The organism is Campylobacter showae CSUNSWCD (genome assembly GCF_000313615.1).
Lineage (GTDB): Bacteria > Campylobacterota > Campylobacteria > Campylobacterales > Campylobacteraceae > Campylobacter_A > Campylobacter_A showae_A.
Map to the genome: position 1 here is coordinate 285,404 of NZ_AMZQ01000001.1, position 22,220 is coordinate 307,623.

Below are 22,220 nucleotides of genomic sequence, written 5' to 3' on the forward strand. Positions count from 1 at the left end.
GAGTTATAGAGCAGGACGAAGTAGGGCGTTAAATTTGACGAGGCGAGTTGTTTTTGCTTTTGTCAAATTTAACAAAACTGCTTTGATGCTGTAAATATACAAGAATTATTAAAAATTATTCGGGCGACTTCGCGATAAATTTTTCGCCGTATCGCCCAAATAAAACTACTTTTTAAGTTTCTCGTAATCAATCATAAAATCCACGAATTTGCTTTTAAAATTTGGATCTTTTATTAGTCCGTATTGTATCGTTGCGGCTTCGATGTTATCGATCTCTTGATATAGGTGCCCCAGTGCCACGCGGCTTTCCATCGCGTTTGGATCGGTGAGCTTTGATAGCTCTAAAAGCGCGGTGGCGTTTTGTGGGTGGTTTGAGCCGATGGCGGCCACGGCAGCTAGAAACAGCGTACCTGCGTCGTTTATCTTAAATTCGTCGATTATGCGGTTGTAGATCTGATAGCTCTCCTCAAAATCGTTCGTAAAAATGTCGATGTAGGCTAGCGTCTGGAGCAAGTCGGCGTTATTAGCGTCTTGTTTTAGCAGCGCCTTTATCTTCTCGCGTTCGTAGTTTAGCAGGCCCGAGATTTGCAAAAGCTTGATGTATTGCTCTTTGATGATGTTTGCGCCGTGGTAAAACGCAGCGTCGTTTAGCCGTTTGTCGTGGAAGTAAATTTGTATCTGCTCGACGTATTTTTTGATGCCCTCATCCTTGTAGTTTGCGATAAAATCAAGAATATTTGCTACTATATCTTCGGGTAGCTTAGCCTTTAAAATTTGCGTCTTTTTGGCAAACTCCTCACTCTTGTCGGTCATCTTTGCGATTATCGCGTCAAAGGCCAAATTTAGCGCAGTCTCTTCCTTTTCTTGCTCTAGCCAGCGCATTAAAGCACCGCTATTGTTTGCGATGAGCGCCATTAGAGCTTGGCTTACGGGTGCGTCTTTTGAGCTTGCGTCGTGGTCGAGATTTTCAGAAATTTCTTGTAGTAGTTTGGCGTTATCTACGGCATTTATGTCGTTTGCGATAGCGCCTAGCACGCCTGCTAGATGATTTGTAGGGTCTAGGTGGTAGCTCATGATAAAGTGCTTTGCCGCCATGCTAAAGTTGCCTAGCTGCGCGTAGCTAAGCGCTAGGTCGTAGTGTAAAACCGAGTGCTCGGGATAGAGCGAGATGAGCGAGGCAAACTGTGCGTTGGCCTGCTTTAGCTTGTAGTTTAGGGCGTTTGCGATGGCTGAGGATAGCTCTAAATTTACCTTTGAGAGCGCGCCGCTAGCGTTTAGGTAGTTGCCCGCCGCGCTTGCGTCGTCCAAAAACAGGCTCACTCCGCCCTTTCTTATGTAGTTTATCGTTTGGTTCGGGTCAAAAACCTTATAAGGCGCGAAGTAAAATAGCGTCTCGTAGCGTTTGGTTTTATCAAAAAACAGGTCGTTTCTAAAGTGCGCCTGAGCTAAATTTACGTCAAAAAGCTCTGGTTTTAGGATCGTTTTGATCGGGAAATTCGCATTTAAAAATAACGGATCTTCGTGAAAAACAGCTTTTATTTCATTGGCCGCAGCTTCAAAATTGCCGTCTTTTAGGTTGATGATGGCTATCATCGAGTTTATTTTATTTGAGTCGCCGCCTTTGTTGAGTGCTAAATTTAGCCTATTTCTGGCCTTTTCATATTGCCCGAGCCTTGCGTAAAGCATACCAAGAGCTAGATCTGCGTCAAATTCTTTTTGGGCTTCTAGCTTTTTTATCGCTTCGGCGTCGTCGCCGATAAAGCTTAAAATTTTAGCCGCGAGGTAGTCGTAGCGGTCTTTGTAGTAGCCGTTTTCAGCGTGCGATAGGGCCGCTAGAGCCTCGACGTATTGGCCTTTATAGTAGTTTATGAGCGCGTAGTAGTAGTTGTATAGCGGGGAGTCTGCTTCTTTATATAAAAACGAGCTTGCGAGATTTATGTAGTAGTTAAAATTTTGCTCGTTTTTTAGCTCCAGTGAGCTAACTGCGGCGTTTATGGCGCTAACGGCGACGTTTTCGTTATTGTCGATAGCTTTTTTAAAGCTTTTTAGCGCGTCTTCAAATTTGCCCTGTCTCATCTGTGAAACGCCGAGATTATAGTTTGAGAGGCTTTGGTTGTAAACTGCGATGTTTTCGTAGATTTTCAGAGCCTCAAATTTATTGCCCTTTTCGTAGAGTAAATTTGCCTTAGCGATCATATCATCGATCTTGGAGCTACCGAATTTTTGCGACTCGTAGTGCTCTTCGATATCTTTTACGATCTGTTTTTCGTCTATCGGCGGCTTTTTCTCGCCTCTAAAAACGAAAAACAAAACTACTGCCAAGATGATGACGAGCGCGCCCGCCGATCCTGCGATGATAAAAAGCTTTTTCTTGCTTTTTTTATCGTCTTCTTTTGCATCTGCCGGCTGTTCCGGGGTTACCGGCTCTAGTTCATCAAGCGAAACTAGATCGTCGCCTTCATTGCTTTCTTGCTCTTCTTGTTGCGGCGCTTTGTCGCTTAGCTCGGTATTGGCTTCAGACTCTTCGAGGATTACTACGTTTTCATCGTCGTTTTGCGCCACTACATATACCTTTTAAGAACTTCTGGAATTTCGATAGTGCCGTCAGCTTTTTGGTAGTTTTCCATTATCGCTATTAGCGTCCTACCAACAGCCAAGCTCGAGCCATTTAGCGTGTTTGCAAGTGTATTTTTCTTGCCGTCTTTAAAACGAATTTTTGCGCGTCTTGCTTGAAAATCACGAGTATTAGAGATAGAGCTGATCTCTCTATATTTGCCTTGACCTGGTAGCCAAACCTCAAGATCTATCGTCTTTGCTGCGCTAAAGCCTAGATCGCCACTGCAAAGTAGCATATGGCGGTGAGGCAGCCCAAGGCTAGTTAGTAGGTCGCTCGCGCACGCTACCATTTCAGCAAGCACGCCCTCGCTTTGATCAGGCGTTGTGATACTTACAAGCTCGACCTTTTCAAACTGGTGCTGGCGTATCATGCCCCTCGTGTCACGTCCTGCTGAGCCTGCCTCTTGGCGGAAGCATGCTGAGTAGCAAGTCATCTTTATAGGCAGCTCGCTGGCATCGATGATGGTGTCGTTGTATAAATTTGTCACAGGCACTTCGCTAGTTGGGATAAGATAGAGGTCCTCGTCACGCACTTTATAAAGATCCTCTTCAAATTTAGGCAGCTGACCTGTGCCAAAAAGCGTGTTTGAGCTTACTAGATAAGGGACGTTTACAAGCTCAAAGCCGCGTGCGCTGTTAAAGTCGATCATGTAATTAACAAGCGCTCTACTAAGCCTTGCTCCTATGCCACGAAGGACGGTAAAGCGAGATCCTGAGAGCTTTGCGCCCCTTTCAAAGTCAAGCCAGCCAAGGCTCTCGCCAAGCTCCCAGTGCTCTTTTGGTGTGAAGTCAAATTTAGTTGGCTCAAGCACCGTTTTTAGGCAGACGTTATCGTCCTCGTCCTTGCCAAATGGCACGTCATCGTCGGTGATATTTGGCACGTTAAATGAAATTTGCTCAAGCTTTTCTTCGCATTTTTTAACGATCTCGTCAGCCTCAGCAAGGGCAGTTTTGTTTAAATTTAGCTCACTCTTAAGCTCACTCACGTCCTCGCCAGCTCTTGCTTTTACGCCTAGCTCCTTGCTCTTTGCATTTTGGATAGCTTGGAAATTTTCAAGCTCTTTGCGTTTTTGCTTTAGCTCGTTAAAAGTCTGCAAAAGCTCGTCTAGCAAGCTAGCTTTAACATTTTTGCCCTCTAGTTTTTTTACGAATTCATCGTAGTTTGTCTCAAGTAGTTTTAAATTTATCATCTTCTCTCCTTAAACCATAAACATAACTTTTGCAAGCAGGACGATCGCCACCGCAAGCGTAAGTGCGATAGGGTGGATGTCGCCAAGTGGGCTAGGGCGCTTAAATATAAATTTGCAGCTCAAATTTACTATAACCGCAGCCACGATCACCATTGCTAAGCAAAATTTGATCATAAAAGCGATCTGTAAATTTGTCTTAAAGTAGCCTCCAGCCTTGCTGCCAACCCAGTTACTCATCATCATGCCGCCAGTTAAAACTAAAAGTAGCACGCAAATAGGCATGATCCTAACAGCTACTGAGCCGATGGCTTGCTTTGCCTTTTGAGCAAGCTCTGGTGGCAGTTTTTTGCTCGCCGCTCTTAATATGATCACATCAAAAAATAGATAACCAACAAATATGATCGCACAAAAAAGATGGACTATCTGTGCGTATGGGTATAAATTTTGCATTTTTTTCCTTATCTGTAAATTCCAACTGCTTCATGCACTTTTTCTATCGTTTCGTGAGCTACATTTTGAGCTTTTTTAGCACCTATATCTAAAATTTTAGCCACCTCGTCAGGATTATTTTGACAGTGCTCAAATTTCTCTCTCGCCTCTTTGAAATAGTCCCAAACAAGCTCGTTTAGATAGGCTTTAAAGTGTCCGTGTCCCTCGCCGCCACGCTCATATCTAGCTTGCAAGTCGCGCTGTCCGCTCTCGTCTAAGAAAAGCTTTGCGATATTATAGACGTTGCAGTTTTGCCACTGCTTTGGCTCTTCAAGCGGCGTGCCATCAGTCACGATGCTTGAAATTTGCTTTTTAAGCGTTTTGGCATCGGCAAAGATATCGATCGTGTTGCCATAGCTTTTGCTCATCTTTTCGCCGTTTGTGCCAGGCACTGTGGCTACGTTTTCATCGATCTTTGCCTCAGGCAGAGTGAAAATTTCGCCATGTTCGTTGTTAAATTTGATCGCAATATCACGTGCGATCTCGACATGTTGGATCTGGTCCTTGCCCACAGGCACGACCTGTGCGTTATAAAGCAAGATATCAGCCGCCATCAAAACTGGATAGCTAAAGAGTCCGTGGTGCGAGCTAAGGCCCTTTGCGACCTTGTCTTTGTAGCTGTGCGCGCGCTCAAGTAGGCCCATCGGCGTGTGCTGGCTTAGCACCCAGTAAAGCTCAAGCACGTCTTTGACGTCGCTTTGTACCCAAAAAATGCTCTTATTTGGGTCGATCCCAAGCGCCAAAAAGGCACACGCAGCGTCAAAAGTGTTTTGCTTTAGCGCCTTTGCCTCGCTAAGACTGGTCATCGCGTGGTAGTTTGCTATAAACATAAACATTTCGTTTTTTTCTTGCATATCAACCATCTGCTTTATCGAGGCAAAATAGTTGCCTAAATGCAGCTTTCCGCTTGGTTGGAGGCCGGTTAATACTCTCATCTTATCCTTTCAAATTTTGGCTTTGACTTTTTCGCTTATGCTTCGTTGAAATTTTGTTTTCAAGCTCGGCAGACTATGTGTCTAGCTCTCACTTAAAAACAAAATTTCGTCTCGCCTAAACAAAAAACTCTTCGCCAAAACGTTTAAATTTTTAACATCACGTCAGACTTTTTAGTCTAGCTTGATCTTAAAATTTAACTTGCAGGCTAAATGCCTAGTCTTGATTAAAATTTAGCTGCACAACATTTAAATTCATCTCAAAAGACTTCGCCGCACTACCTTTGCTTTTAAAAATTTATAAAACTTTGACTTGCGTTACTTCCGCTTATCAAAATTTGCGTCAAATTTTAAAATCAGCCGAATTTTAAAAATTCGCTTATTTTTTATGCCAGAAATTTGTAATCCTTCAAATTTGAACGCAAATTTTCGCTTTTGCAAAATTTTTACGTTTCTGACTTAAATTTCAGGCGATACAAAATAGGCCGAGATTTTTGCGGCAACGTAATGGGCTCTATATTAATTTAAATTTAAAATGTTAAATTTAAAACGCCCAAATTTAAAAAATAGAAATTTAAAGTCGCAAATTTTAAAATTACGGTCAAATTTCAACCCAAATTTTACTTAGTCCTTTTTCTCGATTTTAGTTCCGTCTCGATCTCTTTCGCGACTTGCTCCAGCTCTTTGCCTTCGACGTCGATTATGAGATCGGCGACGCTTTTATACATCTTTTTTCTCTCGTCAAAAAGCTTTTTTGCTGCGTTTAAATCCTTTAAAAGCGGGCGCTTAGCATAGTGCATCTGTGCTTCGCCGCTCTCGTCTATGCGCTTTAAAATCGCCTCAAAGCTTGATTTTAGATAGATGATTTTGCCGATTTTTTTAAGGCCTTTGACCTTTGCAAAGCCGCCGCCAGCTGCGATCACCGAGGATTTGACGTTTTTGGCTAGCTTTTTAGCGAGTTTTGCCTCGCATTTTCTAAAATACTCCTCGCCTTTTTTCTCAAAAATTTCTTTAACTTTTAAATTTTGCTCGCTTTCGATCAGCTCATCGGTGTCTAAAAACAGCTTGCCCGTTTTTTTTGCGATATGCCTTGCTACCGTGCCTTTGCCAACGCCCATAAAGCCGATGAAAACTAAATTTTTACTCACTTTTACCCTCGTTTTCTTCGTCCGAGCCGCTGCGATTTTTCGGGATCAGCACGATTGGAGTGCCAGATAGATCAAATTTTTCGCGTAGCTTGTTCGTTAGATAACGCTTGTAGCTAAAGTGCAGGGCGCGCGGACGGTTCATCACGAGCGCGATTTTTGGTGGCGCGAAACCAAACTGCACCGCGTAGTAAATTTTCACGCTCTTGCCCTTTTCGCGCGGTATAGGATGCGCTTTTACCGCCTCTTCGATGGCTTCGTTTAGCCTTGCGGTTTGGATTTTTTGCGTGTAGTTTTTATAAACTTCTAAAATTAGCGGGTAAATTTTATGCACTCTTTTGCCGCCCAGAGCCGATACGCTGATTATAGGCGCGTAGGCGAGAAATTTAAATTTATCCCTGATCTCGCGGCTAAATTTATCAAAATCTTCCTCGCTTTTGTCCCATTTGTTTAGCACGATTATGACGCCGAGCTCAAATTTAGCCGCAAGGCCTGCTATACGCTCGTCAAGTTCGGTTAGCGGCTCGGAGCTATCAAGCACCAAAAGCGCGATGTCGGCGAGCTCTAGCGCAGACTCCGTGCGGTTTAGCGCGTATCTTTCGATGCCTTCTATCTTGCCGCGTTTTCTGATGCCAGCCGTATCGACGAACTCAAAAATCCTATCCTCATAAACGAAAGTCTCGTTTACCGGGTCTATCGTCGTGCCGGCTATGTCGCTCACGACCGCGCGGGACTCTTTTACTAGCGCATTTAGCAGTGAGCTTTTGCCGACATTCACGCGTCCGATGATGCCTACTTGGATATTTTTGCGCTCGTAGTCCTCGCGGGCTGATATCTCCCTAACCACCTCGCCGTCGTCGCCGAAATTTTCTAAAAACTCGTCCAGATCCTCGCCTACGTCTGGGCGGATCTCGTCTTTTAGCTGTTTGTAGATCCAGTCTGCTAGCTCGTCGATGCCAGCGTTGTGGCTAACTGAGATAGCAAAGCTCGTTTTTGCGCCGAAATTTGCAAACTCGTAGCTTCGCAGCTCGTCTTTTTTGCTATCTACTTTGTTGATCACGAGCGCTGTCGGCAAATTTAGCTTTAAAAGCGCGTAGTATAGGGCTTTATCCTCATCGCTAGGCATCATTTTGCCGTCGACCATAAAGATTATGGCGTCCGAGCTTCTAGCTTCGGCTAGGGTTTTTGCCTTGACGTTTTTAAAGAGCTCGCTACTATCGTCCAGTCCGCCGCTGTCGATCAAAACGCAGCTTCTGTCATAAATTTCTATAATCGTTTTGTTCGTATCTCGCGTCGTACCGCTAACGTCGCTGGTGATGGCTATACGTCTGCCGGCTAGGCGGTTAAAGAGCGAGCTTTTGCCGACGTTTGGCTTGCCGACTAAAATTATCTTTTGCAAAATTTTCCCTTAAAAATCCCGTTAAATTTACGGCGAAGTTCGCCGCGTTAAATCCCAATTATACAAATTTTTTGCTTACATTGTTTATAAATTTAAGCCGTTTTGCATTACAATACGCCTAAATTTAAAGGAAAAATTTTGTTTCGTAGATACGTTTTGCACCATTTGGGCGCTTATTATATGATCATCGCGTGTATGTTTTTTGCTGCCGTGGGAGGCTTTGCGAAGGTTTTGAGCGAGCAGATGTCTAGTATCGAGGTCGTATTTTTTAGAAACGCCGTCGGGCTTGCCATCGTGCTTTACGCGATTTACAAAAGGCCGCCGACGCACCAAAAAGGCGGGCAGCTTTTAGTGCTGATGTTTCGTGGATTTATCGGCACGATCGCGCTTTTTGCTCTTTTTTACAACATCGCTCACATAAATTTAGGCGCGGCTTATACTTTTCAAAAAACCAGCCCCATTTTCACGGCGATTTTTGCGGCGGTTTTTTTAAAAGAAGCTCTTAGCAAAAAGGGCTGGGGTGCGATATTTCTGGGCTTTATCGGCATACTTTTTATCATCCAGCCAAATTTAGGCATCAGCAAAACCGACTGGCTGGGTCTTTGGAGCGGCGTAGGGGCGGCGCTTGCGATGCTTAGCGTCAGAACCCTACGCAAAAGCTACGACACGAGCGTCATCGTGCTTAGCTTTATGGCGTGGGGAACGGCTCTGCCGATGCTTTTGATGGGGGTTGCCGAGTGGGTCAAATTTGAGCCTCTAGATTTTTTGCTTTCGCCGTTTGTGGCGCCGAATTTTAAAGGCGTAATCCTAATCGTGCTAATGGGGCTTGCGGGCTATTTTTTCCAGTTTTATATGACGAAGGCGTATGCGGCGAGCAAAAAGGCTGGCTCGGTCGCCGCGATAAGCTATATGGACGTCGTATTTTCGCTCGTAGTGGGCTTTTTTATGGGCGATACGCTACCTAATGCGGCGGCGTTTTTTGGTATAATGCTGGTTGTTATCAGCGGAATAATCGTAGCAAGGGAGAGATAGGTTTTATGAAAATCGAGATGGGCGAATCTTTATTTTACTCCTGGCTTCGTCACGTAAAAGAATGCCAAATAGTGCAAATTAACTGGAAAATTTCGCCAAAATGGGAGCTAAAATTTTCAGATGAGTTAGACAATATAATGTCAAAAACAGATGAACTTTTTTCTAGCAAATACGGATATAAAATTTATAAACAAAACACCTCATTAAAACAACTTTTGCAACAAGCAGAGTGTGATGCACTTGGCGTTTGCGTGAGTGATGGAGTTAGTGAAATTTATGCAGTTGATGTTGCTTTTCATGAGTCTGGGCTAAATTATGGTGGGCTTGATGAAACAGTGGCTAGAGTTGTAAAAAAATGCACAAGAGCAGCTATGTGTATTTATGGATATTTTGGTGTTAAAAAAGCCAATATTATTTTTGCGTCTCCAAAAATAAACAAACAAATTTTATATGCCCTGCAACCTTGCTTTATTGATCTAAATGAGATGATGCTTGAAATGGGGTTTGAATTTGATTTTAGAATAATTGCTAATGATGACTTTTTAATTTCCGTCTTAAGACCTATTTTGGAAGTAAGTGGCAATATAGCCGACACAGCAGAGCTTTTTATGCGTTCTTATCAGATGCTAACTTTGTTTGATAAAAATTTGAAGTATATGGGAAAATCTGAAAAGCAAAAGTCTAAAATAGCCTTGCATAACTATCAGCTTTCCGAAGATTATATTAATAGTAAAAATAATCAAGATGAATACGCAGAGCTAAAAGTTGGACAAATAGCGCGTATCATAATGAGAGAAATTTTAGAAAGTGGTAGAGTGGGCGCGGAAGAGATAAGCAGGCTACAAAGTGAAAAATATAGCAAAGATTATCTTGGGCTAAACTATGCTGCATTAGTTAAAGCAGATAGTGAATACGAAAAAGTTCGCTACTATGCGGTCCCAATACTAATAAATGGCATATACTATAAACTTTGTAATGATTGGTATGAAGGTGCGACAAACGACGATAGACCGCTTTTGATAGATTGGATTAGAAAATTTAGAGAAAAATAAAGGAGAAAAAATGATACTAATAGCAGGGCCTTGCGTCATCGAGAGCGAGCAGCTCGTATTTGACGTGGCAAAAAGGCTAGTTAAATTTAACGAAGATAAGCGGATAGATTTTTATTTCAAATCAAGCTTTGATAAGGCAAATCGCACGAGTATAAGCTCGTTTCGCGGGCCCGGACTTGAAAAAGGGTGTGAAATTTTAGCCAAGGTAAAAAAGGAATTCGGTTTTAAAATTTTAACCGATATCCACGAGAGCTATCAGGCCGGTCCTGTTGGCGAAGTGGCCGACGTGCTGCAAATACCTGCATTTTTATGCCGCCAAACCGATCTGCTCGTGGCTGCGGCTAAGACAAAAGCGGTCGTAAATATCAAAAAAGGGCAGTTTTTGGCAGCGTCTGCGATGAAGCACTCGGTTAAAAAGGTGCTAGAAACGCGCGGCGTGAGTGGCGATGGATACGAGGTTGCAAAGAAAAACGGAGTGTGGCTAACCGAGCGTGGAAGCACCTTTGGATATGGAAATTTAGTCGTTGATATGAGAAATTTGGTGATGATGAGAGAGTTTGCGCCCGTGATTTTTGACGCGACTCACAGCGTGCAGATGCCTAGCGCTCTAGGCGAAAAAAGCGGCGGCGACTCTAGGTTTGTGCCGTATCTTGCAAGAGCAGCAGCTAGCGTTGGGGTAGATGGATTTTTCTATGAGACGCATATAAATCCTTGCGAAGCGCTATGTGACGGACCAAATATGCTAAATTTAGACGAGCTGGATGCAAATATCGCTCAAATTTTTAAGATAAAAGACGCCCTAGGCGATGCAAACTAAGGGCTTTTTGTGGGTTTTAGGCGGCGCGGTGGCTGAGTGCGGCTGGGCGTATGGGCTAAAGCATGCATCAAGCGCGCCAGAGATCGCGCTCACTGCGATGCTCGTTTGCGTTAGTTTTACATCCTTTATTATGGCGATGAAATACCTGCCCATTAGTATCACATACACCGTGTTTGTGGGGCTTGGGGCGTTTTTCGTCGTGATCGCCGAGATCGTGAGCGAATTTCGCGCAAGCGGCCAGACGCCAGATTTATTGCGGCTATTTTTTATAGCGACGCTGATCGCGGGCGTGCTGGGGTTAAAAAGGCTAAAATCTTGACGCATGTTTTGGCTCTTTTGACGGCCGGGTTCTGCGAGGTCTCGGGCGTGTTTTTTCTAACCAAATTTCAAAAAAGCTTCGGCGTGAAAAAGGTGGCAAATTTTTTGATTTTGGTCGCAAATTTTGCCATTTCGCTCTGGCTTTTGAGCTACGCGATGCAGGCTATGCCTATGTCGGTGGCGTACGCGATTTGGACGGGCATCGGAGCGGTCGGTGCAGTGCTAGTTGGTCTGGTTTTTAATAAGGAAAAGATAAATTTAGAAAAGGCTCTTTATTTATCACTCATCATCTTTAGCGTAGTGATGTTAAAGATCGTTTAAGGAGCAAATTTGGAAGTAGTAGAGCAGGTCACGTCGCGAGATAAGAGTATTGTAAAAACAGGTATCATAGGCATAGTGGCAAATGCCATTTTAGCGGCGATCAAAGCAGTTGTGGGCTTTGCAAGTGGCTCGATCGCTATCATCTTAGACGCGGTAAATAACCTAAGCGATGCGCTTTCGTCTGTTATAACTATCGTTGGCATAAAAATAGCCGGCAAAAATCCGGACAAAGAGCACCCATTTGGCTACGGCAGAGTGGAGTATCTAACGGCTATCGTGATAGGCGTGATCATACTTTATACAGGCGGTACCTCTGTGGTCGAGTCGGCTAAAAAGATCATCTATCCAAGTGCTCCAAGCTACGATCTCATCTCACTCGTGCTAATCGCCATTTTGGTGGTGGTCAAATTTGCACTTGGGATCTACACGCAAAAGGTCGGCGAGAGGGTAAATTCTGACTCGCTCATAGCAAGCGGCGTGGATGCGAAATTTGACGCTCTCATCTCTCTTGGTACGCTTTTGGCGGCTTTGGTATTTGTGTTTTTTGGCGTTAGCCTTGAGGCATATCTTGGTGTGATCATATCGCTGCTTCTTATCAAGGCAGCACTTGAAATTTTGCGTGACGCGATAGATAAAATTTTGGGCGCAAGGATGCCTAGTGGCGATAGCTCGGAAATTTATGAGTGTGTACGCTCGTTTGACGGCGTGCTAGGAGCTTATGACCTTATCTTTAACGACTACGGTCCAGACAAGAAGCTAGGTAGCGTGCATATAGAGGTGGCGCACGATATGAACGCCGCGCAGATAGACGCACTTACTAGACGCATACAAAATGAAATTTTTGCGAAATTTAACATTGTTTTAGATACCATTGGCATCTATGCGTTTGATAAAGAGGACAATGAAACAAGGCTAAACATTGAGAAGATAGTTTTTGGGCATAAATTTATCAAACAAATGCATGGATTTTACATAAACAAAGAGACAAGCACGATCACGTTTGATATCGTCATAGACTTTAACGCACCAGATAGCTCGGCACTCTACCGCGAAATTTTATCGCAAGTAAGCAGCGCCTATCCTAGCTACAAGGTCATCATCACGCGTGACACGGACTACAACGGATAGAAATTTAAGGAGCAGACATGAAAATAATCGAAGGAAATTTAGCTTTAAAAGGCGATGAGAAGATAGCGATCATCAACGCAAGGTTTAACCACATCATCACAGACCGCTTGGTAGAGGGCGCAAAAGACGCATTTTTACGCCACGGTGGCGATGAGAAAAATTTAACATTAGTGCTAGTTCCTGGGGCATTTGAGATACCTATGGCACTTGAAAAGGTGCTTGCAAGCGGTAAATTTGATGCGGTTTGCTGCGTGGGAGCGGTGATACGCGGCTCTACGCCTCACTTTGACTACGTGAGTGCCGAGACGACCAAAGGTATCGCAAACGTCACGCTAAAATACGGCAAACCTGTGACCTTTGGCGTGCTAACGGTAGATAGCATCGAGCAGGCCATCGAGCGAGCGGGCTCAAAGGCCGGAAATAAGGGCTTTGAGGCGATGACAGGCGTGATCGAGATGCTAAGCTTATATAAAAATTTGGAGGCGTAAAATGGCGACTCGTCATCAGGTCAGGCAGGCTGTCGTTTCACTGCTCTACGCGCGCGAAATGGGTAGCTGCAGCGAGGAGTTCGTTGAGGAGTTTTTAGAGGAAAAAAAGATCCGAAATGATCAGCGAAGCCTCGCGCTATCGCTTTTTCACGGTATTTTGGAGCATGCAGATGAGCTTGACGGGCTACTAAATGCGCGCCTAAAAGAGTGGAAGATAAACGAGATCGGCAGTATCGAGCGCGCCGTGCTTAGGCTAGGGGCGTACGAGATGAAATTTACCCCGACCGATAAGGCCGTCATCATAAACGAGGGCATCGAGCTTGGCAAGGAGCTGGGCGGCGACTCGGCACCGAAATTTATAAACGGCGTACTAGACGCGCTAAAGGCCGATCTGTGAAGCTCTGCGTCGCGCTTGATCTGGGCTCGAAACGGGAGTGCTTGCAGCTAGCGGAGGGGCTTGCTGGTTTATCCGATAAAATTTGGCTAAAAGTGGGCTTGCGAGCCTATTTGCGCGATGGGGCGGGATTTATCGAGGAGCTAAAAAAGCTCGGAAATTTTAAAATTTTCCTCGATCTAAAGCTCTACGACATCCCAAACACCATGGCTGACGCCGCCGAGGAGATCGCTAAAATCGGTGTCGATATGATAAATGTGCATGCAAGTAGCGGCAAGCGCGCGATGGCTACGGTGATGGAGCGGCTGGACAGACTAGCTTCGCGCCCACTGGTGCTTGCGGTTTCTGCGCTAACGAGCTTTGACGAAACCGAATTTAGCGCGGTTTACGAGCAAAATTTAAGCGACGCCGTGCGCAAATTTGGCGTGATGAGCTACGAGGCAGGGCTTGACGGCATGGTCTGCTCGGCATTCGAGAGTCGCCTGATAAAGGACGCTACGAACGCAAATTTTATCACGCTCTGCCCGGGTGTGAGGCCGTTTGGCGAGAGCGCGGGGGATCAAAAGCGAGTGGCGGATCTGGGCGTCGCGCGCGAGGCGGGGGCTGATTTTATCGTGGTAGGTCGCCCGATCTATCAGGCGCAAAACCCGCACGAAATTTGCGAGCGGATTTTGGGGCAAATTTAACGCTCGAGCTTGCGTAAAATTTGACGCGAAATCATTTTAACCAGGGTTTTTTCCGCGCGAGAATTTTAATTAACTCATCGCGCAAGGACAGCTCGGGCGGCGACTGAGCGCAGTAGCGAGATAAAATTTAGCAAGCTTTGCAGCGCATAAGAATGAAATTTAAAATTTCATTCAAAACGGCGAGCTTGGCGGAGCTTAAAAGAAATTTGAGGTAAATTTGAGCGATTTTAAGAAAATCCCCTATGTCGGAGAGGCGACCGAGGCCGATCTGCTCGCACTCGGCTACGAGGATATCGCTTCGCTAAAGGGCGCGGATCCGGACGAGATGTATGAGCGCACAAGGGCGCTCGGGCGCGGCAGCGACAGGTGTATCCTTTACGTTTACCGCATGGTTTGCTACTACGCAAATACTCCGCACCCAGACAAAGCCAAGCTGAAATGGTGGATTTGGAAGGACTAAATTTTCAAATTTGACCCGCGCCGAGTCGTTTAAATTTGATCAAATTTTACTCGATTATCTTTCTGCGCAAGAGCACCAGGTGCGAAAATGCAAATTTAAGCAAGATATCAGCGGTATTTAATTATAATGCGGTTTCTTTTTTGTGGACAGATGGGTGAGTGGCCGAAACCACACCCCTGCTAAGGGTGCAGCTTCTAATCGGGGCTCGAGGGTTCAAATCCCTCTCTGTCCGCCACCACTTCAAGAAACACACAGAAAACCCCCGCAAGTTACGGCAACAAAAAGAAACTACCAGCAGTGTTTTTTGCTGATATTTTCTCTGACTATCCAATAAAAACAGTCAAAATTTACACATCCAATCAGCCAAAATGATATACAATGCCCAAATTATTAGCACGGATCAGTAATCCAAGTTAAAGATAAACTGTATTTTTGTAAGCGGTAGCGACAATCTACCATTAAAATAATGTCTAATGGCAGTCAATTTTATCTACGAGTTTCGCAGTAAAGTAGTGAATAAGCCCAAAAGAATTATTATAGCAAAGTAGGCGAAATAAGCCTAGCTAAAGCTACGGAGAGGCGCGACGAGCTAAAGCGATACTTTGAATTTCAGACGACGGATCTTGTGATATGTATAAAATATTGCAAGCTATTTGAGTCCGTAAAATCAAGCTAAATTTAAATTTGTAGATACTTTTTATTCTATGCCATTTTGGGCGGTTTTGCGCGTAAATTTAGATTTTAAAAATATTAAAAAATAAAATTTGCACTAGAGGCGAAATGAAAATAAGCTAGTTTTATCTTATCCAAATTTAGCCTTGCAAGGGTACTGCAAGTTAAATTTCTAAAATCGGACCGCATTTCAAATAAATAGATTGATATTAAAAAAGCCAAAACCGTTATTTTGCTACTTTTGTTTTTGTCGATATGAAAATTTAACGAGCGGCTTACTCTCTCGCATCTATAAACTTGTGCCTACGCGATAAAAATTACCACAAAAGTAAGCCGCCCGTTTTTATTTATTTTTTGTGCTACGTAAAAGCTCCATCTTCATCTCGTAGTAGTCCACGCTCATATCGACGTAGTGCTTGTGCGGGTTTTCAAAGCGCTGCTCCTCCTGCCAAATTTCATTTTCGAGCTGCTCTTTTACGTACTCTCTGATTTTTGCTAAATTTACATTTTCACCAACGCGTTTGCCATCTTTTACGACTAGATTTTGTAGCTGCCGCGCCGTGCAGCCCTCAAAATACAGCTCCTTCCACGGTTTTTCGGGATCTATGTAGCGGTAGGGTTTGGAGAGATTGGGCGTTTCGTCCGCGTTCGTGATTAAATCGGCGACGGCTTGACCGCCTTTATATATGCGCCAAACTTTTTTTAGACCCGGGTTAGTCATCTTTTCTACGGCCTCTGAGACTTTTATGCGCGGGCTAAAAATGCCTTTATTTTCGACTGCAACTAGTTTATAGACTCCGCTAAAAACCGGATCGCTTTTTGACGTTATCAGGCGCTCGCCTACGCCAAAGCCGTCTATGCGTCCGCCTTGGGTTAAAATCGAGGCGATGGTGTATTCATCCAGACTGTTTGAGACGATGATTTTACAGTCTTGTAGCCCTGCGGCATCCAGCATCGCGCGCGTTTTTTTAGATAGATACGCCAGGTCGCCGGAGTCTAGCCTGACTGCTTTTAGGCGTTTGCCCAGTGGCTCAAGCACTTCTTTTGCCGTTTTTATCGCATTTGGCACGCCGCTATGCAGCACGTCGTAGGTATCTACGAGCAGCGAAGCGGAGTCTGGATAGAGCAGGGCGTAGCGCTTAAAGGCTTCAAATTCGTCGCCGAAATACATCACCCAGCTGTGCGCCATCGTACCGGTCGTCGGTATGCCAAAGGCCTTGGCCGCTAGCACCGTCGCCGTACCGTCCGCGCCGCCGATGTAGGCCGCTCTGGCGCCGTAGATCGCGGCGTCTAGGTTGTGCGCGCGCCTAGCGCCGAAGTCAAACACGCTCCTGCCGTCCGCGGCCTTTACGATGCGCCTAGCCTTGGTCGCGATGAGGCTTTGGTGGTTTATCTGCGATAGGATCGCGGTTTCTATGAGCTGCGCGTCGATAGGCGAGGCTACGACGGTCATAAAAGGCTCTTGCGGATAGATGATCGTACCCTCGGCAAATGCGTATATATCGCCTCTAAAGCGAAATTTGCGCAGATAATCTAAAAAATCCTCGCTAAATAAATTTAACGAGCGCAGATAGCCAACGTCGCTCTCGTCAAAGCGTAAATTTTCTACATACTCTATGATCTGCTCAAGTCCCGCAAATATCGCAAAACCGCCGCCGTCGGGCACCTTGCGGTAAAAAACGTCAAATGCCACGCGCGGCTGATCTCCGCTTTTAAAATACCCCTCCGCCATCGTAAGTTCGTAAAGATCCATCACCATGCTGACATTTCTCGCGTCAAACTGCGTCATTTTTGCCCTTTCTCGTTAAAATTTGATAATGATATAACCCCGCGGCTTGCGAGACGCTGAAATTTGGCGGAATGATTTTAAACAAATATATTATTTAATCTCATAATATTATCACTTTTTATCGGTTTTTAAGCTCGTTTAGCATATAGTTTTAAATATTTTATTTAAAGAAAATTTTTTATATTATCTTTATATTTTAAATTACGTTTTTTGATTTTGAGGGAAATAAAATTTGAAAATTTAGGAGGATTTTATGAAACAAGCCTTGCTACTAAGCAGCTCAAGCTACAAAGATACGGGCTATCTTAGGCATTGTAAAAACTGGATACACGAGTTTTTAAAAGAGTGCGGAGTTTGGGACGAGCAGGTGCTTTTCATCCCGTATGCCGGAGTTCGCCGCACAAACGACGAATACGAGCAAAAAGTCATCGACTGCCTGGAGTACAAAAATATCGCATCCATCCATAAATTTAGCGATCCAAAACGCGCCGTAGCCGAAGCTAAAGCCATCTGCATCGGCGGCGGAAACACCTTTGCGCTACTTTACTATCTTTATAAATTTGATTTAGTCGAAGCCATCAGACAAAGAGTGGAGGCGGGAGTGCCGTATTTTGGCTGGAGTGCGGGCGCAAACGTCGCTGGAAGCACGATGATGACGACAAACGACATGCCTATCATCATGCCAAAGAGCTTTGACGCGTTAAATATCTTCCCGCATCAGATAAATCCGCATTTTATCAGCGGTAAGATCGCCGGACACAACGGCGAAAGCAGGGAGGAGAGGCTGGAGGAGTTTTTGATAGTAAATCAAAAAAGCCTGATCTACGCGCTGCCCGAAGGTACGGCCCTAAGGTTAAAGGGCGAAAACGCAACCGTGATGGGCATGGAAAATAGTCCCGTCTTAAAAATGGCGTATCAAAAAGAAACCGAGTTCATAAAAGTCGGCGATAGCTTTAAATTTTAGTCGTTTGAGCCCATGCTCAAATTTAACGAGCCTTGCTAAAACTCGGCAAATTTGACGAAAATTTCAAATTTGAAACGGTTTTAGAAAAGCTTTCAAATTTGGATTTGACATCGGTCGGCGACAAAAATAAAAAGATTAAATTTGACTCAAATTTAGCGCGCAAAACCCAAGCGGCGTAAATTTGAGCCAAATTTGAAATAAGTATAAAACACAAAACGAAAGGGGACAAAATGGCTACTGCTAAGCTAATCTGTGCGGTCATAGGCTTGATCGCCGTCGTGTTTTTATTGGTCAAAAAAAGAGAGACCAAAACTGTGCTCATCGGCGTGGGACTCGTACTCTGCGTCATCTGTCTAAACCCGCTCGGAGCGCTTGAGAGCTTTACGAAGTCGATGACCTCTGCGGGGCTTATCAAGGCGATCTGCGCCAGTATGGGCTTTGCCTACGTTATGAAGGTGACTAAGTGCGACCAGCACCTGGTTTTGCTACTTACTAAGCCGATGAAAAATATCGGATTTTTGCTGATTCCGGCTACATTCGTGCTGACTTATTTTATCAATATCGCGATACCGTCGGCTGCGGGCTGCTCGGCTGCGGTGGGAGCTACGATGATACCGCTTTTGATGGCCTCTGGCGTACGTCCTGCGATGGCGGGAGCTGCGGTGTTTGCGGGTACCTTTGGCGGCGTGCTAAGCCCCGGCTCTGCGCACAATATCTTCGTAACCGACATGGTTAAAAAGACAAACGAAGCCTACACCGTCCAAGACGTAATCGGCGTGCAGTTTCCAAACGCCGTAGCCGCTGGTATCGTCGTTTTGATCGTGATTAGTATGACGGCGATTATCTTTAAGGATTATCAAAAAGGACAGGATTTTTCGCCTAAATCGGCAAGTAACGCCGGTGAAGCGACGCAGACGAAGGTAAATTTACTCTTTGCTCTAGCGCCTCTCATCCCGCTAGTTATTCTCGTCGTCGGCGGTACTGGTCTAAATAAAATTTCGTGGCTAGCATGGACGAAGATGGGCGTGGCCGAGGCTATGATCCTTGGCGCTATCATCGCGGTTTTCATCACGTGGACGAGCCCGGAAAAGATCACTAAAGAGTTTTTTAACGGTATGGGTAGCGCCTACGCCGAGGTTATGGGTATCATCATCGCTGCCGGCGTTTTCGTAGCGGGTTTAAAGGCGTGCGGAGCGATCGACGCGGTCACCGAGTGGCTAAAACACTCTCAGGAGTTCGTGCGCTACGGCGGTACTTTCGTGCCGTATCTCATGGGTACGGTTACGGGCTCTGGCGACGCCGCTACTATGGCGTTCAACCAAGCTATCACCGTTCACGCCGCGGATCTGGGCTTCGCGCAGGATAAGCTAGGCATGGCTGCTGCGATATCTGGCGCGCTAGGCCGCTCGTCGTCTCCTATCGCGGGTGCAGCGATCGTGTGCGCGGGTCTAGCTATGGTTAGCCCGGTCGAGATAGCCAAGCGAACGGCCCCAGCGATGGCGATAGCCGTGTGTGTTATAGCGTTTTTTATGCTCTAAATTTAGAGTTAAATTTGATAAAGTCGGCGCCTTGCCGACTTTTTGCATGGACGGCGTTTGTCGTCCTTTAAATTTTAGAAAATTAGTTAAATTTAATCCTTGCGCGCGTCGTATCTCACAGGCAGGTACTTTTTCTATCAAATTTACCGAGTCAAATTTGCCGCGCAAAGGCAGCCGTGCTATCTTTGGATAAACTCTTTATATCGGTCGCAGGCAAGCTCGGGCTCCATATCGCAGGCTTTTTTGAGGTAAGTAGCATCCGCCGCCGTTACCTAGCTCGCAGGCTTTTGAGTAGAGCTCTGCCGCTTTTTGATAGTCTTGCGCGGCTCCGTTTAGCGCGTTATCGTATAAAACTCCAAGCTCGTAGTAGCTTGCGCCGTTTCCATCGTCGCACTCCTTTTGTAGCGCGTTTATGTAGGCACCGACTGCTAAAACCGAAGTTTCGATTAACGGTAAAATTAATTTCGCTCCTATTTAAATTTGCTTTCGCATTTTACGCAAAGCGAGCTTAAATTCGGGCGACTCGGTCAAATTTACGGTTCAAATTTGACGTAAATTTGGGTTAGCGCCGTAAAGGAGCGGGTCTTGGCGGCGTAAAAATAGTGATATGAGAGCTGCAACACGCAAATTTGAGAGCGAATTCGCCCTCAAATTTGACCGAATTTATTTCTCGGCTATGATTTTAATTATCTCGCAGATGACGTTGCTGGCTGCGCGTAGCGATTTTACCGGCAGGTACTCGTAGATGGAGTGAAAGTTGTGCGCGCCGGTAAAGAGATTCGGACACGGTACGCCCTTTTCCGAGATGACCGCGCCGTCGTAGCCGCCTCGCATCGGGATGACTTTTGGCTCTATGTTTAGCCGAGCGTAGGCCTGCTTTGCCGCGACGACGGGTAGGCTGTTTTCGCCACCTTCAAGGTAGTTAAATACGTTTTTGTAGCGATCTTTTAGGCTGATTTGAATTCTGTGCGCGCCGTAAATTTTAGCAAACGAGTCGGCTAGATCTTGTAAAAACGCCATGCGCTGCGCATATTTTGCCTCGTTAAATTCGCGAACGTCGAGCTTTAGCACGGTCTTTGCGCTGTTGCCCGATAGCTCCTTGACCCAGTAGTAGCCCTCGACGCCGTCGGTGTATTCGGGTGCTTCGCCGCCCGGTAGCATCGAGATAAATTTATGCGCGAGTAGCAAGGAATTTACTAGCTTGCCCTTGGCGTTCATCGGGTGCGCGGACTGCCCGACGAAGGTCACGACCGCGTCGCCGGCGTTCCAGTTTTGGTAAATCAGCTCGCCTATACCGCAGCAATCAAGACAGTAGGCAAAGTCGGCCTTTATCTCCGAGACGTCAAGCGCCTTGGCCCCGCGCAGGCCTTGCTCCTCGTCGGGTAAAAAGCCAAACGTCACGTCGCCGTGCTCGATTTGTGGGTTTTGTATGAAAAACTGCGCGGCGTTTACGATGGCGGCGATCGCGGCCTTGTCGTCCGCGCCTAGCAGGCTGGTGCCGTCGGTTACGATGAGATCGTCTCCGACGTAGTTAGCAAGCTCTGGAAATTCGCTAAGTTTGAGCGTTATGCCTAGCTCTTTGTTTAGCGTGACGTCGCCGCCCTCGTAGCGCACGATTTGCGCTTTCGTGTCGTTTTTTTGCTCCGCGCTAGTATCAAGGTGCGCGAAAAACGCCACGGACGGCAGCTTCTTGGCGGAGTTTGACGGCAAAACGGCCGTAGTTATGGCGTTTTCTCGTCTTTTTATATTTTGTAGTCCAAGCTCCTTTAGCTCGCTTTCTATCAGCTTTGCTAGATCGTGCTCGGTTGGGTTTGACGGCATGATGCCTGCCGCGCCCGCTTCGCGGTTTGTCGTTGTGTTGATCTTTGTATAGCGTAAAAATCTCTCGACTATATCCATGTTTGCTCCTAAATTTGAGATAAAATTTATGAAATTATACTATCTTTTAATTAAGCTTAAAATAAAATTTTAATATTTTAGGGCAAGTTTAAAATTTAATCGGTATAATTCGCAAACTAAATTTAAAGGAGCAAAAATGCGAAATTTACGCTACGTAAGCGACCTTTCGGACTTTCATCAGGTTTTTTCGGCGACGCTGGGAAAGATGGCGACCGTACAAAATAGATTTGCGGATATCGTCGGCAACCTCGACTGGAACGTGGATTTTGACAGCTGCGAGATAGCTTTCGGCGATCAAATTTATAAGATACAGTTTATCGGCAGCGAGTCAAACGTGAGCGACACTTGGCTGTGGGGGCACGCGAACGTAAATAATTTCGGCGAGGAGGCGACGCGGTTTTCGGCGGAGGTGTTGCGCGCTGGAGCGGAGTGGGGCTTGCAGGCTTTTAGCGAACCGAGTTTTGAGCTAGATGAAACCTTTAACGGCCATACGCTTTGTATAGCCGCGTGCGGAGCGGTGGGCGAAAATTTATGCTACTACGGCTGCAGGCACGACAAGGGCTGTGCGTTTGTGGCTATCACAGATGCGCCGGATTTGCTTTTTGGGCCTCTTAGCGCGCACGAGTTTGTCAAAACAGCAAGCGGCTGCATACAAAATCACGACGTAGATCATAAAATTTTCATCAAAAGCTTTTTGGAATTCAACGGAGTCAAATTTGATGAAAACGTCGAAAAGGGCGGATTTTTTAAGAAAGCCAAAGACGAAATCGTAGCTAAATTTGACAAAGAGCTTTTGATCAAATTTGACGATAAGGGTAGGATATCGGAATTTAAATATGAATTTTAATTTGGGTAGTTTGAGCAAGGCGATGGGTTAAAAGCCCACCGCCT

The 22,220-nt window shown here is 45.5% G+C and carries 22 protein-coding genes and 1 tRNA gene; 15 read left to right on the forward strand and 8 right to left on the reverse strand.

Annotated features, from left to right (window positions below; all coding sequences use genetic code 11):
• Positions 1 to 165: 165 nt before the first annotated feature.
• The 6 genes from CSUNSWCD_RS01445 to der form a co-directional block, all read right to left on the reverse strand.
• Positions 166 to 2,562 carry a tetratricopeptide repeat protein gene (locus tag CSUNSWCD_RS01445; protein ID WP_009492854.1) on the reverse strand — a complete coding sequence of 799 codons (2,397 nt, stop codon included), beginning with the start codon at positions 2,560 to 2,562 and terminating at the stop codon, positions 166 to 168.
• Positions 2,562 to 3,806, reverse strand: coding sequence for a serine--tRNA ligase (gene serS, locus CSUNSWCD_RS01450; RefSeq protein ID WP_009492855.1), 1,245 nt, complete (start codon positions 3,804 to 3,806; stop codon positions 2,562 to 2,564). Before serS ends, CSUNSWCD_RS01445 begins: the two co-directional genes overlap by 1 nt.
• Before the next feature lie 9 nt (positions 3,807 to 3,815).
• Positions 3,816 to 4,256 (reverse strand): hypothetical protein, encoded by a 441-nt coding sequence (locus CSUNSWCD_RS01455; RefSeq protein ID WP_009492856.1) that lies wholly within the window; start codon positions 4,254 to 4,256, stop codon positions 3,816 to 3,818.
• A gap of 8 nt (positions 4,257 to 4,264) precedes the next feature.
• Entirely contained in the window at positions 4,265 to 5,230 is a 966-nt protein-coding gene (gene trpS, locus CSUNSWCD_RS01460; RefSeq protein ID WP_009492857.1) for a tryptophan--tRNA ligase, read from the reverse strand.
• A 617-nt stretch (positions 5,231 to 5,847) separates the two neighbouring features.
• A complete protein-coding gene (locus tag CSUNSWCD_RS01465; protein WP_009492859.1) occupies positions 5,848 to 6,375 on the reverse strand; it encodes a shikimate kinase in 528 nt (175 codons plus the stop codon).
• Positions 6,368 to 7,771, reverse strand: a complete 1,404-nt coding sequence (gene der, locus CSUNSWCD_RS01470) for a ribosome biogenesis GTPase Der (RefSeq protein WP_009492860.1) — start codon at positions 7,769 to 7,771, stop codon at positions 6,368 to 6,370. The genes CSUNSWCD_RS01465 and der overlap by 8 nt, the downstream gene beginning before the upstream one ends.
• A gap of 102 nt (positions 7,772 to 7,873) precedes the next feature.
• On the opposite strand from der, the gene CSUNSWCD_RS01475 reads away from it, so the two are divergent.
• The 11 genes from CSUNSWCD_RS01475 to CSUNSWCD_RS01525 all read left to right on the forward strand — a co-directional run bounded on the left by CSUNSWCD_RS01475 (position 7,874) and on the right by CSUNSWCD_RS01525 (position 14,702).
• A complete protein-coding gene (locus tag CSUNSWCD_RS01475) occupies positions 7,874 to 8,803 on the forward strand; it encodes a DMT family transporter (RefSeq protein ID WP_009492861.1) in 930 nt (309 codons plus the stop codon).
• A 5-nt stretch (positions 8,804 to 8,808) separates the two neighbouring features.
• Positions 8,809 to 9,855, forward strand: coding sequence for a hypothetical protein (locus CSUNSWCD_RS01480; protein ID WP_009492862.1), 1,047 nt, complete (start codon positions 8,809 to 8,811; stop codon positions 9,853 to 9,855).
• A 10-nt stretch (positions 9,856 to 9,865) separates the two neighbouring features.
• On the forward strand, positions 9,866 to 10,672 hold the full coding sequence (gene kdsA, locus CSUNSWCD_RS01485) for a 3-deoxy-8-phosphooctulonate synthase (protein WP_009492863.1): 807 nt from the start codon (positions 9,866 to 9,868) through the stop codon (positions 10,670 to 10,672).
• On the forward strand, positions 10,662 to 10,991 hold the full coding sequence (locus tag CSUNSWCD_RS01490; RefSeq protein ID WP_002952856.1) for a DMT family transporter: 330 nt from the start codon (positions 10,662 to 10,664) through the stop codon (positions 10,989 to 10,991). The genes kdsA and CSUNSWCD_RS01490 overlap by 11 nt, the downstream gene beginning before the upstream one ends.
• The gene (locus tag CSUNSWCD_RS01495; protein WP_009492864.1) at positions 10,988 to 11,311 is read left to right on the forward strand and encodes a DMT family transporter; all 324 of its coding nucleotides are present in this window, start codon (positions 10,988 to 10,990) and stop codon (positions 11,309 to 11,311) included. The genes CSUNSWCD_RS01490 and CSUNSWCD_RS01495 overlap by 4 nt, the downstream gene beginning before the upstream one ends.
• Positions 11,312 to 11,320: 9 nt before the next feature.
• On the forward strand, positions 11,321 to 12,439 hold the full coding sequence (locus CSUNSWCD_RS01500; RefSeq protein WP_009492865.1) for a cation diffusion facilitator family transporter: 1,119 nt from the start codon (positions 11,321 to 11,323) through the stop codon (positions 12,437 to 12,439).
• Positions 12,440 to 12,456: 17 nt separating this feature from the next.
• Positions 12,457 to 12,927 carry a 6,7-dimethyl-8-ribityllumazine synthase gene (gene ribH / locus CSUNSWCD_RS01505; protein WP_009492866.1) on the forward strand — a complete coding sequence of 157 codons (471 nt, stop codon included), beginning with the start codon at positions 12,457 to 12,459 and terminating at the stop codon, positions 12,925 to 12,927.
• Between the two features lies 1 nt (position 12,928).
• Positions 12,929 to 13,324: a transcription antitermination factor NusB gene (gene nusB, locus CSUNSWCD_RS01510; RefSeq protein WP_009492867.1), complete on the forward strand. Its 396-nt coding sequence runs from the start codon at positions 12,929 to 12,931 to the stop codon at positions 13,322 to 13,324.
• Entirely contained in the window at positions 13,321 to 14,007 is a 687-nt protein-coding gene (gene pyrF, locus CSUNSWCD_RS01515; RefSeq protein ID WP_009492868.1) for an orotidine-5'-phosphate decarboxylase, read from the forward strand. Before nusB ends, pyrF begins: the two co-directional genes overlap by 4 nt.
• Before the next feature lie 217 nt (positions 14,008 to 14,224).
• On the forward strand, positions 14,225 to 14,467 hold the full coding sequence (locus CSUNSWCD_RS01520) for a helix-hairpin-helix domain-containing protein (protein ID WP_009492869.1): 243 nt from the start codon (positions 14,225 to 14,227) through the stop codon (positions 14,465 to 14,467).
• A gap of 144 nt (positions 14,468 to 14,611) precedes the next feature.
• Positions 14,612 to 14,702 (forward strand) — tRNA-Ser (locus CSUNSWCD_RS01525).
• 780 nt (positions 14,703 to 15,482) lie between these two features.
• On the opposite strand, the gene CSUNSWCD_RS01530 is transcribed toward CSUNSWCD_RS01525, so the two are convergent.
• Complete coding sequence (locus CSUNSWCD_RS01530; protein WP_009492870.1) at positions 15,483 to 16,928, reverse strand: nicotinate phosphoribosyltransferase; 1,446 nt, start codon at positions 16,926 to 16,928, stop codon at positions 15,483 to 15,485.
• A gap of 253 nt (positions 16,929 to 17,181) precedes the next feature.
• Between CSUNSWCD_RS01530 and pepE the strand changes: the two genes are divergently transcribed.
• From pepE to dcuC, 3 genes are read left to right on the forward strand one after another with little or no spacing between them, the layout of a single operon-like run.
• A complete protein-coding gene (pepE, locus tag CSUNSWCD_RS01535) occupies positions 17,182 to 17,892 on the forward strand; it encodes a dipeptidase PepE (protein ID WP_009492871.1) in 711 nt (236 codons plus the stop codon).
• A gap of 32 nt (positions 17,893 to 17,924) precedes the next feature.
• Positions 17,925 to 18,071: a hypothetical protein gene (locus tag CSUNSWCD_RS11235; protein ID WP_157788735.1), complete on the forward strand. Its 147-nt coding sequence runs from the start codon at positions 17,925 to 17,927 to the stop codon at positions 18,069 to 18,071.
• 51 nt (positions 18,072 to 18,122) lie between these two features.
• On the forward strand, positions 18,123 to 19,430 hold the full coding sequence (gene dcuC / locus CSUNSWCD_RS01540; RefSeq protein ID WP_009492873.1) for a C4-dicarboxylate transporter DcuC: 1,308 nt from the start codon (positions 18,123 to 18,125) through the stop codon (positions 19,428 to 19,430).
• Between the two features lie 663 nt (positions 19,431 to 20,093).
• On the opposite strand, the gene pepT is transcribed toward dcuC, so the two are convergent.
• Positions 20,094 to 21,329, reverse strand: coding sequence for a peptidase T (gene pepT, locus CSUNSWCD_RS01545; RefSeq protein WP_009492875.1), 1,236 nt, complete (start codon positions 21,327 to 21,329; stop codon positions 20,094 to 20,096).
• A gap of 136 nt (positions 21,330 to 21,465) precedes the next feature.
• On the opposite strand from pepT, the gene CSUNSWCD_RS01550 reads away from it, so the two are divergent.
• The gene (locus CSUNSWCD_RS01550; RefSeq protein ID WP_009492876.1) at positions 21,466 to 22,176 is read left to right on the forward strand and encodes a DUF6882 domain-containing protein; all 711 of its coding nucleotides are present in this window, start codon (positions 21,466 to 21,468) and stop codon (positions 22,174 to 22,176) included.
• Positions 22,177 to 22,220: the final 44 nt, after the last annotated feature.